Annotated in this window: 13 protein-coding genes; 8 read left to right on the top strand and 5 right to left on the bottom strand. The window is 65.2% G+C overall.

Features of this window, described 5'->3' with window-relative positions; all coding sequences use genetic code 11:
* The first annotated feature begins 330 nt into the window (after positions 1–330).
* Positions 331–825 carry a ferritin-like domain-containing protein gene (locus FJU11_RS11825; protein ID WP_141167263.1) on the top strand — a complete coding sequence of 165 codons (495 nt, stop codon included), beginning with the start codon at positions 331–333 and terminating at the stop codon, positions 823–825.
* Positions 826–1,036: 211 nt separating this feature from the next.
* The gene (locus FJU11_RS11820) at positions 1,037–3,190 is read left to right on the top strand and encodes a sensor domain-containing phosphodiesterase (RefSeq protein WP_181408162.1); all 2,154 of its coding nucleotides are present in this window, start codon (positions 1,037–1,039) and stop codon (positions 3,188–3,190) included.
* Positions 3,191–3,391: 201 nt separating this feature from the next.
* Here FJU11_RS11820 and FJU11_RS11815 read toward each other — a convergent pair whose 3' ends face one another.
* Entirely contained in the window at positions 3,392–4,813 is a 1,422-nt protein-coding gene (locus FJU11_RS11815; RefSeq protein WP_141167261.1) for an aminotransferase, read from the bottom strand.
* A gap of 362 nt (positions 4,814–5,175) precedes the next feature.
* On the opposite strand from FJU11_RS11815, the gene FJU11_RS11810 reads away from it, so the two are divergent.
* Genes FJU11_RS11810 through FJU11_RS11800 form a run of 3 tightly spaced genes read left to right on the top strand, consistent with a single transcriptional unit; the run spans position 5,176 to position 8,010 of the window.
* A complete protein-coding gene (locus FJU11_RS11810) occupies positions 5,176–6,093 on the top strand; it encodes an ABC transporter permease (RefSeq protein WP_235891004.1) in 918 nt (305 codons plus the stop codon).
* Positions 6,090–6,911: an ABC transporter permease gene (locus FJU11_RS11805; protein ID WP_141167259.1), complete on the top strand. Its 822-nt coding sequence runs from the start codon at positions 6,090–6,092 to the stop codon at positions 6,909–6,911. Before FJU11_RS11810 ends, FJU11_RS11805 begins: the two co-directional genes overlap by 4 nt.
* A gap of 25 nt (positions 6,912–6,936) precedes the next feature.
* On the top strand, positions 6,937–8,010 hold the full coding sequence (locus FJU11_RS11800) for an ABC transporter ATP-binding protein (protein ID WP_141167279.1): 1,074 nt from the start codon (positions 6,937–6,939) through the stop codon (positions 8,008–8,010).
* On the opposite strand, the gene FJU11_RS11795 is transcribed toward FJU11_RS11800, so the two are convergent.
* From FJU11_RS11795 to FJU11_RS11780, 4 genes are all read right to left on the bottom strand, one after another.
* Positions 7,974–9,296 carry a flavin monoamine oxidase family protein gene (locus FJU11_RS11795; RefSeq protein ID WP_141167258.1) on the bottom strand — a complete coding sequence of 441 codons (1,323 nt, stop codon included), beginning with the start codon at positions 9,294–9,296 and terminating at the stop codon, positions 7,974–7,976. The genes FJU11_RS11800 and FJU11_RS11795 overlap by 37 nt on opposite strands.
* Before the next feature lie 68 nt (positions 9,297–9,364).
* Positions 9,365–10,453: an ABC transporter substrate-binding protein gene (locus FJU11_RS11790; RefSeq protein ID WP_141167257.1), complete on the bottom strand. Its 1,089-nt coding sequence runs from the start codon at positions 10,451–10,453 to the stop codon at positions 9,365–9,367.
* Positions 10,450–11,175 carry a transcriptional regulator BetI gene (betI, locus tag FJU11_RS11785; RefSeq protein WP_407946710.1) on the bottom strand — a complete coding sequence of 242 codons (726 nt, stop codon included), beginning with the start codon at positions 11,173–11,175 and terminating at the stop codon, positions 10,450–10,452. Before betI ends, FJU11_RS11790 begins: the two co-directional genes overlap by 4 nt.
* Positions 11,168–11,986: a class I SAM-dependent methyltransferase gene (locus FJU11_RS11780; protein ID WP_141167256.1), complete on the bottom strand. Its 819-nt coding sequence runs from the start codon at positions 11,984–11,986 to the stop codon at positions 11,168–11,170. Before FJU11_RS11780 ends, betI begins: the two co-directional genes overlap by 8 nt.
* A 227-nt stretch (positions 11,987–12,213) precedes the next feature.
* Between FJU11_RS11780 and FJU11_RS11775 the strand changes: the two genes are divergently transcribed.
* The 3 genes from FJU11_RS11775 to FJU11_RS11765 are packed head-to-tail and all read left to right on the top strand — an operon-like array spanning position 12,214 to position 16,632.
* Positions 12,214–13,833, top strand: a complete 1,620-nt coding sequence (locus FJU11_RS11775; RefSeq protein WP_141167255.1) for a phytoene desaturase family protein — start codon at positions 12,214–12,216, stop codon at positions 13,831–13,833.
* Positions 13,820–15,397 (top strand): phytoene desaturase family protein, encoded by a 1,578-nt coding sequence (locus tag FJU11_RS11770; RefSeq protein WP_141167254.1) that lies wholly within the window; start codon positions 13,820–13,822, stop codon positions 15,395–15,397. Before FJU11_RS11775 ends, FJU11_RS11770 begins: the two co-directional genes overlap by 14 nt.
* Positions 15,397–16,632, top strand: a complete 1,236-nt coding sequence (locus tag FJU11_RS11765; protein ID WP_181408161.1) for an aminomethyltransferase family protein — start codon at positions 15,397–15,399, stop codon at positions 16,630–16,632. Before FJU11_RS11770 ends, FJU11_RS11765 begins: the two co-directional genes overlap by 1 nt.

Here is a 16,632-nt window from a genome sequence, read left to right as displayed (position 1 = left end):
GTGCTCCCGCTCTCCTCCATCGCCGTCATCCAGTTTGCGAACTTCGGATTTGCCCGCCATAGCGCCTTCGCGGCCCGGATGGAACACCAGTCCGCTAAGAAGCCGTCGCATATGCAGCGGTTGCAACCGTGCCCATAAGGCTTGCTGAGTGGACCGCGGCGCCTATCGTTTAGTGGGTAGCGATATTCGACGCCCGTTCCGGCCGAAGTCGGGGCGGGCTTTCCGTTCGAAGGGTTCTTCGGGACGAAGACCGGCGAGCGGAGCGAACTCTTTCGGGAACGGAACGGCGCGCGTCGAGTTTCAGGGAACCACGATCAAAGGAGCAGGACCATGGCGATTACCAGCCTCAAGGACGTCTACATCGATCAGATGCAGGACATCTACAGTGCCGACACGCAGTCGAAGGACGTCATGCCCGAACTCGCGAAAGCCGCGAAGAGCGACGAACTCCGTCAGGCGATCGAAAAGTCGATCAAGGGCATCGAAAGCGGGATGGAAACCCTTTCGAAGATCCTCAAGGGTCATGACGCCGATCCTTCCGACGAGTTCTGCAAGGGCATGGAAGGCCTCGTGAAGGAGGCCCGCGCACATGGCCTCGACGAAAAGATCGAGGACGGCGACGCCCGCGACGCCATGATCATCACGCAGGTCCAGCGCATGGGTCATTACGCCATCGCCGGCTATGGCTGCTGCGCCGCCTTTGCCGAACGGCTCGGCCTCGAGGACGAGGCGCGCATGCTGCGCGAATGCCTCGACGGCACGCGCGACGGCGACAAGAAGATGACCGAGATCGCGAAGAGCACGGTGAATCCGGCCGCTTCGTAAGAGCCGGACGCGCCGACGACGAACTGCAGGTCTTTCGAGGCGGGCGATCCTTACGCCCGCCTCGACTCTTTACGGCATCCCGCGGCGCTCATTTTAGAACATCTTGCAACGCAATATGCGCATTCGATTAAGTCTCTCTTCAAGGGTATGAGGATATGCTGGTTTCAATTCGAAATGGATGAGGTCGGCGCCTGCCGCCGGATCGAAGGACATGCCAGCGAGTACCTACCAGATCCCCGACGACGAAACGTTGCGTATCCAGACCTTGCGGTCTTTCGCGAGCCTTAGCGCGCGCCACGACGAGATCGTTCAGAAATCCGTCGACCTAGTGGCCCGACAGTTCGGTGCGCCCATCGCCATCGTCACGCTGTTCGAGAACGACACGCAGTGCTTCGCCTCGAGTTCCCTTTTCGACGACGAAACGGTGGAAAGCGTGTTCGGGCTGTGCAGCCGGGCCGTGCTCGACCGCCAGGTCCTCTTCGTCGAGGATGCGTGCAACGACGCACGCTTTTGCGAAGATCCCTGCGTGACGGGCGAGCCGGCGATCCGCTTTTACGCCGGTGCGCCGCTCATCGGTGCGAACGACGTGGAGGTCGGTGCGCTCAGCATCGTCGATACGAAACCGCGTTTCGACCTTTCCGAGACGAGCCGCGAGATCCTCGGCGAGATGGCGTCGCTCGTCATGCTGCGCATCGAGGACCAGCGGCTGGAATCCATGAAGCGCGGCGCCATGGAACTCGCGAGCGCGACGCCGGACGGCGTCATCGTCACGAACGTCACCGGAGGCATCGACTTCTGGAACCCGGCCGCCGAACGGATCTTCGAGCGCAAGCGCGGCGAAGCGCAAGGGCAGAATTTTGCAGAGTTCATCGTCGACGGCAGTGCCAGCCTGCTCGAGGACTGCATCGTCGAGCGATCCGGCGATTCAATGGAATGCGAGGCGCGCCTGCCCAACGGCCAGGCCCGGCCGATCGAGGTCAGCGCGACCCGCTGGGAACACAGCGGCAACGTCTTCACCGGCTTCATCGTCCGAGACGCCTCGCAGCGCAAGGCCGCCGCCGAGCGCATCTGGCACATGGCGCATCACGACGCCCTGACCGGCCTCGCCAACCGCACCTTCTTCAACACCCGCGTGCAGAACCATATCGAGCACGGCGGTTCCGGCGCGGTGCTCTACGTCGACATGGACGACTTCAAGGTCATCAACGACACGCTCGGCCATCACGCCGGCGACGAACTCCTGCGCGCCTTCGCCGAACGGCTTTCGCTCGGCCTGCCGCCGGAGACGCTGCTCGCACGGCTGGGCGGGGACGAATTCGCCATCCTCGTCGACCGGACGACGCCGGATGCGGCGCGCGCCCTCGCCACGACGCTCCTGGACCTCGCCGGCCGTCCCTTCGAGATCGACGGCAAGACGCTTTCGATGAGCGTCAGTGCCGGTATCGCGATGACGCCGGAGCACGGGGAGACGAGCGCGCAGATCCTGCATTGCGCCGACATCGCGCTCTACGAGGCGAAGCGGGCGGGGCGCGGCTCCTACCACGTCTACGATCTGGCACTCGACGAGCGCACGCGCGATCGCCACGCGCTCGGCCACGCGATGCGCGAGGCTCTTCAAAACGACGAGTTCGAGCTCTACTACCAGCCGTTCTACGAAGCCGAGACGCTGACGCTCGTCGGTTACGAAGCGCTCATCCGCTGGAACCATCCCGAACGTGGCCTGGTCCCGCCCGGCGAGTTCATTCCTGTGGCGGAGGAGACGGGGTTCATCCACGTGCTCGGCGAATGGGTGCTGAAGAAGGCGTGCCGGGAGGCCATCACCTGGCCAGCGGGGCTGACGGTATCGGTCAATCTCTCGCCCGTGCAGTTCCGGCGCAAGGCGCTGAACTCGGCCGTCACCTCGGCGCTATCGCAGTCCGGCCTGCCGGCGCACCGCCTCGAACTGGAGATCACCGAGACCGTGCTCCTCGACGAGACGATGGCAAACCTCGCGACGCTGAAGCAGCTGAAGTCGCTCGGCGTTCGGGTCAGCCTCGACGATTTCGGCGTCGGCTACTCCTCGCTCAGCTATCTGCGCACCTTCCCCTTCGACAAGCTGAAGATCGACCGTTCCTTCGTCAACGATCTCGGCACGCGCGACGAGGCGCTGGCGATCGTGCGTGCGGTGACCGGCATGGGAAGGAGCCTCGGCATCAAGACGACGGCCGAGGGCGTGGAGACCGAAGAACAATACGCCTGCCTGCGCGAGGAACGCTGCTCCTACATCCAGGGCTATCTCTTCGGCCGTCCGCAGCCCGTGCAGCGTCTCGCCCATCTCAAGGACCATGACGCCTGCGGCGAAGCCCGATGGCGTTCGGTCGGATAATTCCGATACGGGGATGACCGGGATCGGAGCCTTTCGATCTTGCTCAGGGTGAGACGCGACGCCTCGCCTGCCTCGGCGCCGAGATCGCCATCGGTCGCGTGCCTGCCGCGGATGCGCGGCAAGGCCCAAGGCACGCTCGGTGCTGGATCGCGTCCTCGTCCTGCTGCGGTGCAGATTTGCTGCGGCCCCGGGACCGCGGAATCACGCGAAGCCTTTCCAGAGGCCTTCCTTGCGAAGATCCTCCATGGTGCGGGAAATGCCTTCGCGCAGGATCGCGACCATCTCGTCGATCTGTTCCTTGGTGATGATGAGCGGTGGCGACATCACGCACATGTGGATGAGGGGGCGCAGCAGGAGGCCGAGTTCCTGGCAGTGCTGGTCGATGCGGCGGCCGACTTCGGTGTCGAGCGTGAGCGGGTTCTTGCTTTCCCGGTCGGCGACGCACTCGATGCAGGCCATCAGGCCGGTTCCGCGGACCTCGCCGACAAGATCCAGTTCCTCGAGCGTCTTCAGCTGTTCCATGAAGTAGACGCCGACCTCGCGCGCATGCTCCAGCAGTCCGCCTTCGAGGATGTCGAGGTTCTTCAGTGCGACGGCGCAGCCGATCGGATGGCTGGAATAGGTCAGCCCATGCGCGTACATGGCATCGGCGTGGTTCGACTGCCGCAGCTCGGCGAAGAGGCGATCGGAGACGACCATGCCGCCGAGCGGGAAATAGCCCGAGGTCACGCCCTTGGCGAAGGTGATGATGTCCGGCTCGATGCCGAAGACGTCCTTCGAGGCGAAGACGTCGCCCATGCGCCCGAAGGCGGTCACCACCTCGTCGGAGATGTAGAGGATATCGTTTTCCCGGCAGATCGCAGCGATGCGGGGAAGGTAGTTCGGCGGCGGAACGATGACGCCGCCGGAAGCCATGACCGGTTCGCCGACGAAGGCGCCGATGTTTTCCGCGCCGATGCGCTTCACCGCGTCCGCGAACTCCTCGACGAGCATGTCGGAGAATTCCTCGATGCTCATGTCTAAGGGGCGCCGGAAAGGGTCGGGGCACGACAGCTTGACAACGAGATCGTCGGCGATGTCCATCCAGTCGCGTCCGCGCGAACTGCCGTTCAGCGAGGCCGAGAGATAGGTCGATCCGTGATAGGCGCCGTCACGGCTGAGGATCGTCTTCTTCTGCGGCCGGCCGCGCACATTGTTGTAGAACTGCATGAAGCGCAGGGCGCTTTCGACCGCCGAGGAACCGCCCGTCGTGAAGAAGACGTGGTTGAGGTCGCCGGGCGCATGGCCGGCGATGCGCTCGGCGAGCAGCGCGGAAGGCTCGTTCATCGTGTACCAGGGCGAATTGTAGGAGAGCGCCATCGCCTGCTCGTGGAGCGCATCCGCGAGTTCGCGTCGCCGGTGACCGACATTGACGCACCACATGCCGGCCGGCCCGTCGATCAGTCGATTGCCTTCCGCGTCGGTCACGTAGATGCCGTCGCCGCTGCCGATCAGCCCGCGCGCCTCGTCGCCGATCTCGCCGGCCGAAGGCCAGGGCTGGATGAGATGGCGCTCTGCCGCCTTGGCGAGCGTTTCGGCTTCGTCCGTGGGCGAAACGGCAGTCTGAGCCTTCAGGGCTGTCATGCTTCAAGCCTTCCGATCGTCGCGTTTCCAAGCGGGTGATCGCTGACGTTCAGCGATCAAGTCCCTGTAAAACAGGAATATCCCGTCATTGTTTTGAATGTTCGTTCATTCAATATCTCAGAGACAGGGCTTGATTTCAACGGGTCTTTGCGACCATCATGCACGTTCAGCCTTCTCGAAGAGCGAAGGCGGGCGTACCATCGCGACGCCCGTTCGGCGTTCCAGTCGATATCTCGCCGGAGAGGGACGTTCGTAACGCGATGGCGCACGCGCAAGCGTTCCGCCGATCACGGAAAGCGCATGAGCCAATCGAGGGGGGCCGGGGCAGGTCCCGATCAATCTGCGAACGGGACGCGGCGATCGTGACGGCAGCGAGCGAGGCATCCGTCGCGGCGGAGACGCCATCGGGCGGCCGGCACGCGCTCCTCCGTTCGGACAGGGCGAAGGGTCTGGCGCTCATCAGCCCGACATTCGTCTACACGCTGATCTTCCTGCTCGCCCCGATCGTCGTCGTCGTCGTCCACAGCTTCTGGACGCAGACCTATCTGACCATCGATCGAACGTTCACGCTCGAAAACTACAAGACGGCGCTCACCGAGCCGATCTATCGCGACCTGCTCGTGCGCTCGCTCTACATCTCCCTGACGGTCAGCGTCGCCACGGCGCTCTTCGCCTATCCGATCGCCTACTACATCTCGTTCTACGGCGCGCAGCGGAAGTCGCTCTGGCTCTTCCTCATCACGATCCCGTTCTGGACGGGCTATCTGTTGCGCGTCATGGCCTGGAAGGTGATCCTCGGCTACAATGGCGTGCTCAACGAGGCCCTGATGGGGCTCGGCATCACGAGCCAGCCGGTTTCCGAACTGCTCTACAGCACCAATGCGGTCATCATCACGCTGATCCACGCATGGGCGGTCTTCGCGGTGCTGCCGATCTTCGTGTCGCTGGAGAAGGTGGACCGCACGCTGATCGAGGCCGCGACGGATCTCGGAGACGGTGCCGTGCGCCGGTTCCTGCGCATCACGCTGCCGCTTTCCATGCCCGGCGTCATCGGCGCCATCCTGATCGTCATGATCCCGACGGTCGGCGACTACGTCACGCCCAAGCTCGTCGGCGGAACCGAGGGCGTGATGATCGCCAACGCGATCGAGGCGCAGTTCGGGCGCGCGCAGAACTGGCCGCTCGGGGCCGCCCTTTCGGTGACGACGATGATCGTCGTGTCGCTGATGGCCGGCGCCTGTGTCCTTCTTCTGCGCGGTCTGGTGCGGTTGGTGCGATGAGGATGCTGCGCACGGCGATGGCAGGCTGGCTCGGCGTCTACGCCGTCGTCTATGTCGGGTTCCTCTACCTGCCGGTGCTCCTGCTGCCGATCTTCTCGGTCAACGATTCCGCCGTGCCGGTCTTTCCCCTCAAGGGGCTGACGACGAAGTGGTACGACAGCCTCGCCGGCAACGACGTCATGCTGAGCGCGGCGTGGAACAGCCTCGTCGTCGGCTGCGCGTCCGCCGTACTCGCGACCGTTCTCGGCATATGCGCGGCGCGCGCGATCACGCGCTACCGCTTTACCGGGCAAAGGCCGATGAGCGCGCTCATCATGGCGCCGCTGGTGCTGCCGGAAATCATCATCGCCGTCTCGCTGCTCCTGGTCATGCTGCAACTGGGTCTCGGGCTTTCGCTCGTCACGGTCGTCCTCGGCCACGTCCTCATCTGCCTGCCCTACGCGATGACCGTTCTGATCTCCGGCTTCGAGGGGTTTGACAACGCCTACGAGGAGGCCTCGCTCGATCTCGGCGAGACCGCCTTCGGCACGCTGCGCCGCGTGACGCTGCCGATGATGGCGCCGGCGATCATCTCGAGCCTGCTCGTTTCCTTCACCATCTCGCTCGACGAGTTCATGGTCGCCTTCTTCCTCAGTGGGTCGGATCCGACGCTGCCGATCTACATCTGGGGCCAGTTGCGCTTCGCTTCGCGCCTGCCGGCGATCCTCGCGCTCGGCACGCTGATGCTGGCCGCCTCGCTCGTGCTGTTGACCGTGGCCGAAATCCTGCGGCGCCGCGCTGCCCGCCGAACCGATGCCGATGGAGGCCTGATTGCCTGAAACGCCACGATCGTCCGGCGAAACGATGATCGACATCGCCAACGTCACCCGGCGCTTCGGGCCGATCACGGCGCTCGACACCGTCTCGGCGAAGATCCGGGAAGGGGAATTCTTCTCGCTGCTCGGGCCGTCGGGCTGCGGCAAGACGACGCTCTTGCGCCTGCTCGCCGGCTTCGACCAGCCGACGGAGGGAACGATCGCGATCGGCGGACAGGCGATGGCCGACATTCCGGCGAACCGGCGGCCGACGAACATGGTCTTCCAGAGCTACGCGATCTTCCCGCACATGAACGTCGCGGAGAACGTCGCATACGGGCTGAAGCGTCTGCGGCTCGGCGGGGGCGAGGAAAAGCGAAGGGTCGAGGAGGCGCTCGGCCAGGTGCAACTCGGCCATCTCGGCAAGCGGCGCGCCAACGAACTTTCCGGCGGGCAGCGCCAGCGCGTGGCGCTCGCGCGCGCCCTCGTCATGCGGCCGAAGGTGCTTCTCTTGGACGAACCTCTCTCTGCGCTCGACAAGAAGCTGCGCGAGCAGATGCAGGTGGAACTGCGCCACCTGCAGAAGGCCGTCGGCATCACCTTCATCCTCGTCACGCACGACCAGTACGAGGCGCTCGCCATGTCGGACCGGATCGCCGTGATGTTCGATGGCAGGATCGCGCAGATCGCGGCGCCGAAGGACATCTACCAGCGGCCCGTCAGCCGGCAGGTCGCCGATTTCCTCGGCGGCATGAACTTCATCGCCGCCGATATCGTCGGCGAGGACGGGTCCGAGGTCTGCCTCGAAACGGTCGGTTTCGGAAGGGTGACGACCGAGCGCCCGCCGGGCTTCGTCGTCAAGGGGCGGTCGGCCACGCTCGGCATCCGGCCCGAGCGCCTGCGCGTCCTGTGGGACGACGATACGAGCGAACACGAGATCGCCGGCACCGTCGTCGACCGGCATTATTTCGGCGAGATCACCCATCTGATCGTCGAGATCCCGGGGCTTCAGCAGCCGCTCTCCGTCATCGAGACGAACGATTTCGGAGCCGACGACATTCCTGTCGGTTCGCCGATCCGGTTGGCCTACGACCCGGAAGCGCTGGTGGCGATGGGCGATTGAGCGGCGTCCAGTGTGTCGGCGATCGCGTCGGCCACGTTCCGCCCGGCGACGAGCGCGCCCTCGATGTATCCGGGATAGGACGGCGACAGTTCCGACGACGCGAAGTGCAGCGGCGGCAATCCTGCGCGCAGGGTCTCCTCGGCATCCGTCGCGTCCATGTCGACGACGACGTCGGAATAGGCCCCGCCGCTGAACGCGTCATCCGTCCAGTCGCGGATCTTCATGTCGAGCGGCTTGCGCGCGGCCTCGCCAAGCGCCTCGGCGAGGTGTTCGAGCAGTGCGTTTCGAAGCGCCGGTTCGTCGAGCCCGTGCCAAGCCTTCGCCAACGGCCCGCCCGCAAAGACTGTCAGCATCGCCCGATCGGCCGACGGGCTCGTTTCGAAGACGTAGAGGCTCGACGGTTCGCGCCACATCACCGTGCCGGAATGGCCGTCGGCGCGCCAGAAGGCGCTTTCGTAGCGCAGCAGGATCTTGATCACCTTGCCGCTCCGCCAGGCCGCAAGAGCGCGGATCAGACGCTCGGGCAGGGCGGGGGCGAAGTCGATCCCGGCGGCGGTCGCCGGTGGCAGGGCGAGGAGTGCGGCGCGTGCGTGGAAGCGTTGCTCCTTATTCTCCGCCATCGCTGTGATGTCGACGCCGTCCGATGACCGTGCAACGCGCGTCACCGGCGATCGAAGGCGAAGCGAAGCTTCGAGTTCGCTCGCGAGATCGCGGGCCAGCGCGTGCATCGTCCCGGCGACGAAATATTGCAGTTCCGATGTCTCGTTGGTGATGCGGCGGTCGTTGCTTGCGAGATACCAAAGCGGCAGCCGGTCGGCTTCGATGCACCAGAGCCCTTCGATCATGGCCCTGAAGGCCCGACGCGCATCCGGGCTTTCGGGCTGGCGGTGGGTCCATGCGGCGACCGTAATCCCGGCGATGGCCGCGTCGTCCGGCTCGTACGTATTCAAGCGGTCGCGCATGGCATGTGCGTCGGCGAGCAGGCGATCGGTCGCTTCACCGTCCATCGGCGGGCGCACGAGGACGCGGCCGGCAGTCGGCGTTTCGACGAGGGTCTTGCCGAAGCGTTTCGCGAGCGCCGTCACGTTCGCCATGTCCTCGCACAGGAACTGGCCACCGGTGTCGACCGTTTCGCCGAGCCCGTTCGGTGACGCCTCGACGCGGCCGCCGACGCGGTCCCGCGCTTCGAGGACGAGGCAGGAAAGGCCCAGCTCGCGAAGGCGCGATGCTGCGGCGAGCCCGGTAAAGCCGGCGCCTACGACGACGACATCGACGCTCTCGTTCATGGATGTCCGCTCCCGCGGAAAGAAGTGTGCGCCGGCCACTTGGTCGGCGCCGCGATACGGGAGCCGGCTCAATAGCCGGCTTTGATCTTCTCGAACTCGGCGATCATCTTCTGCTTCAGTTCCGGCGAAACCGGCGACTGGAACAGCGTATTGCCAACGAACTTGTCGATGTCGCCATACCCGCTTGCCTCGAGCTCCTTCTGGGAAATGGCCTTCATGCCGGCGGCGTTGCCGTGGCCGTAGCCCCAATCGGTGACGAGGTACTTGGAAACCTTCGGATCGTTGACCGCGCTCAGGTAGTCGTAGGCCTTCTGCTCGCTTCCCGGTGCGTCCTTCAGCCGGACATAGCCGCAGACCCAGGTCGAAAGGCCTTCCTTGGTGTCCTTCTTCATCGTCACCGGAACGTCTTCGGCCTTGAGCGTGGTCGCCGTCTCGTTCCACGCCCATGCGAGATCGACCTCGCCACCGGCCATGGCCTGGGCGAGTTCCGTCCCGTCGGTCCAGTAGAGGCGGACGTTCTTGTGCACCTTGCGCAGGAAGTCCGAGGCCTTCTGGAACTGCTCGTCCGTCATGCCGGTCCAGTCCTTCAGGCCGATGGCGAGGCTCGCGAGCGCATAGGCGTCGTCGACGTTGTCGCCGATCGACACGCGCCCCTTGAACTTCGGATCGGCGAAGGCCTGAAGCGACTGGACGTCGGCGGCATCGACCTTGTCGGTGCGATAGGTGAGCGCGGTATTGCCCCAGTCGAAGGGGATGAACCAGGTCTTGCCCTCGGGACCCGTCATCAGGTTCTTCATGTCCTTGAAGCCGGGCATGATGTCGTCGTAGCCCTTCACCCGCTTCGGATCGATCGGCTGGAGAAGCCCCGCGTCACGCCACTTGGCGACGCTCTGTGAGCACGGGTGGGCGATATCGGCCTTGAAGCCGGACATCAGCTTGGCGAAGGCCTCGTCCTCGTCCGCGAAGAAGGCGAAGGTCGGGGAATGGCCGTATTTCTCGACATAGGCCGGATGGAATTCCGGTGCCTCGTAGCCCGCCCAGTCGAAGACCGTGAGGTCGGAATCGTCGGCCCTCGCGGAGGCCGCCGCCGACATGGACACTACGGCTCCGACCGCGACCGTCGCGACCAGGCCCTTCCAGGTTCTCGAAATGCTCATCGTGCTGCTCCCTTTTTTTCGTTGTTGATAGCGCGACGGACCGGCGATCCGTCGATGTTCGAAAAATGATCCGGGAATGTCGTCCTGAGGAAGGCGATCGCCGCATCGCGTGCGGTTTCCCGCTTCAGCTCGCCATTGGCGAGCATCAACCGCAGCCAGAGCCCTTCGAGAAGGGCGTCGAGGCCGAGTGCCGTCATGCCCGGATCGCGCCGATAGCCGCCTTCTTCGATCAGTGCCGTGCAGAGCTTGGCCACGCGGTTCTGGTAAGCCTCGTCGCGCTGGCCGCACAGCGCCTGGTATGTCGGGCGTGACTTCGCCTCGCCCCAGAAGGCGCACCAGGCGGCGAGCTTGCGCCGGTTGCAGATCGCGCGGTCGAAATCGGCGGAGACGAGCGCGAAGAGCTGCTCGGCCGCATCGTCGCCCGCGCGCGCGAGTGCCGAACGCCAGTGCGCGGCGTATTCCTCGGCCATGTGCTGCAGCGTCGCGACGAGCAGCTTGTCCTTGCTTTCGAAGTGGAAGTTGACGATGCCGCGCGAAAGGCCGGCCCCGTCGGCGACGTTCGCCATCGTGGTTTCGGAATAGCCGCGCCGCGCCAGCGAATCGATCGTCGCGTCGATGAGCTGCTGCCGGCGAACCTCCTTCGAGGCCTTGCGGCCCTTCCTGTCTGGCTGCGCCAGCGCTGCTGCCGGATCCGATTTCATGCCTTCCCCCGTTTCAAGCATCCGGCCGGTTCTCCCCGGAATCCGTTCCGGCCGGCTTGATCGCATGAAGGTGGGTAGGCCTGTGTTCTGCGCTGTCAAGCACGACGAGCATCGCCGTCCATGTGCGGATGTTCTTGTCGACATAGGCTTCGCCGACGGCGGCGGCCGCCTTGTCGTAGAGCGGGCCTTTGAGACGCTCGAGTTCTGCACGCGCCTGTTCGCGATACCAGGCGTTGCGATCGACGGTCGCGATGTCGCGAAATCCCGCCCTTTTCATCGCCCGCCGATAGCGCTCGGCCGAAGCCATGCCGAAGCTCAGGCCCTCGGCTTCGAGATAGGCCTTCATCCGGTCGGAAGGCGGCCCGTCATGCGAGGTCAGCCAGTCGCTCGCGGCGAAGATCCCGCCCGGCTTCAGAATACGGAAAATGTCGGCGAAGACGGCTTCCTTGTCGGCGACGTGGACGAGCGCGTCCTTGGAAAAGATGACGTCGAAGGTGGCATCGGCGAAGGGAAGCGCACCGGGCGGTGCCTCGACGAATTCGACCGTTTCGGTGAGGCCGCGCTCTTCGGCGTAGCGACGGGCGCGCTCGATCGGCGGTCGTTCGACATCGAACCCGACGATCCGCGCTGGCGCGTAGCGCTCGGCGATATGGAGGGTGATGCCGCCCGAGCCGCAGCCGATGTCGAGGACCGTGCGGCCTTCGAGCGCGCGACCTTCGAGAATGCGGTCGACCTCTTCAGGGCCGCCGGGCGAAAGGTAGCCTTCTCCCCAGAGCGCTTCCAGAAAACGAATGGCGAGATCGTCGTATTCGGGTGCGGGAGGCACGCTCACGCGAAGGACCGAAGAGTTCGTTTCATGAGCGCGAGCCTACCGCATGAAACGCGAATTACAAGGTCACTTGCTGAACATTCATTCAACACGGCTGGACAGAATGGAACCGGTCGTGCCAGCCTTAGGGTTCCAGGTCGGGCTTTCCCGCTATCCGACGGTCGAGGCATTCGATGGGTGGCGAAGCTTGCGATTGCCGACGGGCAGGGCACGGTAACGAAGGAATGCGGATGAAGAAGTGGGATGCCGTCGTCATCGGCTCGGGTCACAACGGCCTCGTCAATGCGTGCTACCTGCAGCGCGCGGGGCTCGACGTGCTCGTCGTCGAAAAGAACGAATGGATCGGCGGCGCTGCCGTCAGCCGCGAACTGACGGACGGCTTCCTCTATTCCAACTGTTCCTATGTGTGCAGCCTCTTCCGCCCGGAGATCATGCGTGATCTCGAGCTTCCGCGTCACGGGCTGCAGGTCATCCCCTACGAGGGCGGGGCCGTCTTCACGCAAGACGGCGACCATCTCGGTGCCCACCGTGACCACCATGCCCACCGCCGTGCGTTCGCCCGTTTTTCCAAGCGCGACGCCGAAGCCTACGAACGCTACGCCCGCGACGTTACGCGACAGTGTCGCTTCATCCAGCCGCTGTTGATGCGCACCGCGCCCGATCCGGCGCGCCTGCGCCCGCGCGACGTTTCCGAACTCCTCTATCTCGGCCGCAAGTTCGCCGGGTTAAGCGCGGAGGAGATGGCGCTGACGATGCGGTTCTGGACGATGTCGATCTCCGACTTCCTCGACGAATACTTCGAGTCCGACGTCGTCAAATCCTATCTTGCGATCTCCGGCATCATCGGCACGGCGCTCGGCCCGATGTCGCCGGGCACGGCCTATGTGCTCCTGCACCACTACATGGGCGAAGTCGACGGCTCGGTCGGTGCGTGGGGGTTCGCACGCGGCGGCATGGGCGCCGTCACGCAGGCGCTCGCGAAGTCCTTTCGGGAGTCCGGCGGCACCATTCGCACCGAAGCCGAAGTCGACAGGGTGCTGGTCGACACGCAGGGCGCGAAGGGCGTCGTTCTCGCAGGCGGCGAGGAGATCCGCGCCGACCGCGTCGTTTCGAACGCCGACGTCAAGCGGACCTTCCTGAAGCTCGTCGAACGCTCCGATCTGCCGGATCCGTTCGTGCGCGACGTCGAGCGGTTCAAGATGCGCGGATCGTCGGGCAAGCTCAACATCGCGCTCGATTCCATGCCGGAATTTCCGGCCCTTCCGCCGAACTCGCCCTGCGTTCGCGGCGACATGCACTTCACGGATTCGATCGAGCGCATGGAGCGCGGCTACGACGACTGGAAGGCCGGGCGCTGGTCGGCCGATCCGATCCTCGACATGGTGATCCCGACGACGCTCGACCCGACGATGGCGCCGCCCGGCAAGCACTTCATGAGCTGTTTCGTCCAGTATTGCCCGCCCAAGGTGGAAGGGCGGGACTGGACGAGCGCCGACCGCGATGCGTTCGCCGACACGGTGATTTCCCAGATCGCCGACTATTCGCCGGGCTTTCGCGAACGCATCGTCCACATGGAGGTGCGCACGCCACGCGAACTGGAGGACGAGGTCGGGCTGACGGAAGGCAACATCTTCCAGGGCGAACTGACCTTCGATCAGTTGCTCTTCAACCGTCCGGTGCCGGGCTACGCCCAGTATCGCTCGCCGATCGGGGGCCTCTACATCTGCGGATCGTCGACGCATCCCGGTGGCGGCGTCATGGGTGCACCAGGGCGCAACGCCGCGGCGGAAATCTTGCGCGATGCCAAGCGGCCCAACAAGCAGATGAGTCCCGCCCATGAGGTCCTCTGATACCGGCAATTGGGACGTAATCGTCGTCGGAGGCGGCCATAACGGTCTTGCCGCCGCAGCACTTCTGGCAAAGTCCGGCCGGCGCGTCTGCGTGCTGGAAGCGGACGACGAGGTCGGCGGTGGGGCCCGCGCGCGCCAGCTTGCGCCGAAGTTCCGCACGTCCTCGCTCGCCCACGTCCTCAATCGGCTCGACGCCGAACTGATCCGGACGCTCGACCTGGAAAGCCACGGCCTTGAGCTCGGCGGCGCGCCGATGCCGACGGTCGCGCTCGGCAAGGGCGATCCGCTGATCCTGCATGGAGCGTATGGGAAGACGGTCACGGGTCTTGGCGAAGCAGAGGGCCGGGCATGGACGGAACTGCGCCGGCGTCTCATGCTGCAAGCGGGCGTTCTGAAGCCGTTCCTCGCTCGCCGGCCACCGCAGCTCGACACGCTGACGCTCGGCGAAAAGGGGGTGCTCGGTGGTGCCGCCCTTTCGCTGAAGCGTCTCGGCAAGGACGAAATGCGTGCGTTCCTGCGCATGGTGCTGATGAACGTCGCCGATGTCGCCGACGAATGCCTCGACGATGATCGGCTGAAGGGGCTGCTCGCCTTCGACGCCACGCTCGGCAGCCATCTCGGTCCGCGCTCGCCGACCTCGCTGCTCGGCCTCTATTACCGGCTCGCCGGCGAAATCGAGGCGAAGCCGGGCGCACAGACCGTTCCGAAGGGTGGCATGGGTGCGGTCGTCGCATCGCTCGCAAGTGCAGCCGAGCGCGCCGGTGCGACGCTCAGGACGAAAGCCGGCGTCGGGCGCATTCTCGTCGAGGCGGGACGAGCCGTCGGTGTCGTCCTCGAAGGCGGCGAGACGCTGCGCGCGCTGACGATCGTCTCGGCGATGAACCCGCGAACGACGATGCTCGATCTCGTCGGTGCGCGCGCGCTCGATATCGGCCTCGTGCGCAAGCTTACCCATATTCGCATGAAGGGCGACGTCGCCAAGCTCGATCTGGCGCTCGATCGTCCGCCGACCTTCACCGGTGTCGACGAAGACGCACTTTCAGGCCGTTTGGTGATCGCGCGGTCGAGCGACGATGTCGAACGCGCCTTCAATCCGGCGAAATACGGTGAATTCTCGCGCGAACCGGTGATGGAGATCGTGCTGCCGAGCCTCCACGATCCGAGCCTTGCGCCGGACGGCGCGTGCGTCCTTTCCGCCGTCGTCCAATACGCGCCCTACGACTTGAAAGAGGGCTGGGAAACCGGCAAGCCGAAATTCCTGGAGGCCGTGCTCGGTCGGCTCGAAGCCCATGCGCCGGGTCTTCGCGAAAGCATCCTTCGGAGCGAACTGCTGACGCCGGCCGATATCGAGGCACGCTACCGGATGCCCGGCGGGCACTGGCACCACGGCGAACTGCAGGCCGACCAGATGCTGTTCTCGCGGCCGGTCTCGGGCATGTCCGGCTACGACACGCCGATCGACGGGCTCTACCTTGCCGGTGCCGGCTCGCATCCGGGCGGCGGGATCTCCGGCAGGCCGGCGATGAATGCCGTGCGCCATATCCTCGCGGCGGAGAAACGATGATGGCACGAAACACCGTCGAGACGAACACGGCACCGGTGAGCGACGTCTTCGGCAAGAGCGGACCGCTCCGCCTCGAAACGCCCTTCCATCCGCGCATAGCCGCGCTGATGCATACCCATGCGTGGTACGACTGGTCGGGCTATCTCTCCGCCCATTCGCTCTGGGACGAGGAGCTCGAGTACTTCGCCATCCGCAGCCAGGCGGCGCTTTTCGACCTCTCGCCGATGGTCAAGTACCGCATCGAGGGGCCGGACGCCGAAGCCTTCTGCGACCGGCTGACGCTGCGCGACGTGACGCGCCTCAAGCCGCTTCGCGTGCAGTACACCGCATGGTGCGACGACGCCGGCGAAGTGATCGACGACGGCACGCTTTTCCGGTTGAGCGAGACGCGGTTCCGGCTCTGCTGCCAGGAGCGGCACCTGCCATGGCTCCTCGACGGGGCGATCGGGTTCGACGTCGCGATCGAGGAGGAGACCGAAGCGATCGCCGGCCTGGCGCTTCAGGGGCCGACGTCGTTCGCGGTCCTTCAGGCGGCGGGCTTCGGCGAGATCGGATCGCTGAAACCGTTCGGCATCGCCGAATTCGCGCACGAAGGCGGTCGGGTGACGATCTCGCGGACGGGCTTTACCGGCGACCTCGGCTACGAGCTCTTCGTCGATGCCGGCGACGCGCTTTCCCTGTGGGATCGGTTGTGGGAGGCAGGACGCCTTCACGGATTGAACGCGATCGGCTTCGGCGCCCTCGACCGCGCACGCATCGAAGCCGGTTTCCTCATCGCCAACGTGGATTTCGTCACCGTCGACGCGGCCCTTCGCGCAGATCGCGCGCGCATGCCGGACGAGATCGGCCTCGGCTGGCTGGTCGACATGAAGAAGGAGCGCTTCAACGGCCGCCGCGCCATCGAAGCGGCACGGGCGAAGGGTGCCAACCGGCACGTGCTCGTCGGTCTTGAGATCGAAGGCAACGTGCCGGCCGAACACGCGATCGTCTACCATCGCAAGAAGCGCGAGGCGGGCATCGTCACGGCGGCGATCTGGTCGCCCATGCTCAAGCGCAACATCGCGATCGCCAGCCTGCAACGGCCGTACGGGGATACGGTGACGGACGATCTGTGGGTCGAGATCTACGCGCTGCACGAGCTGCGATACGTCAAGCTGATGAAGCGCGCGCGCATCGTCGAGCGGCCCTTCCTCAAGCTCGACCGGCGCCGCGCGACGCCGCCGGGCGGGTTCTGA

Origin of the sequence: Pararhizobium mangrovi (genome assembly GCF_006516965.1) — a bacterium.
In the GTDB taxonomy this organism is placed as follows: Bacteria; Pseudomonadota; Alphaproteobacteria; order Rhizobiales; family Rhizobiaceae; genus Pararhizobium_B; species Pararhizobium_B mangrovi.
The sequence above is the reverse complement of the archived record's forward strand: the minus strand, read 5'-3'. Positions and strand labels throughout refer to the sequence as shown.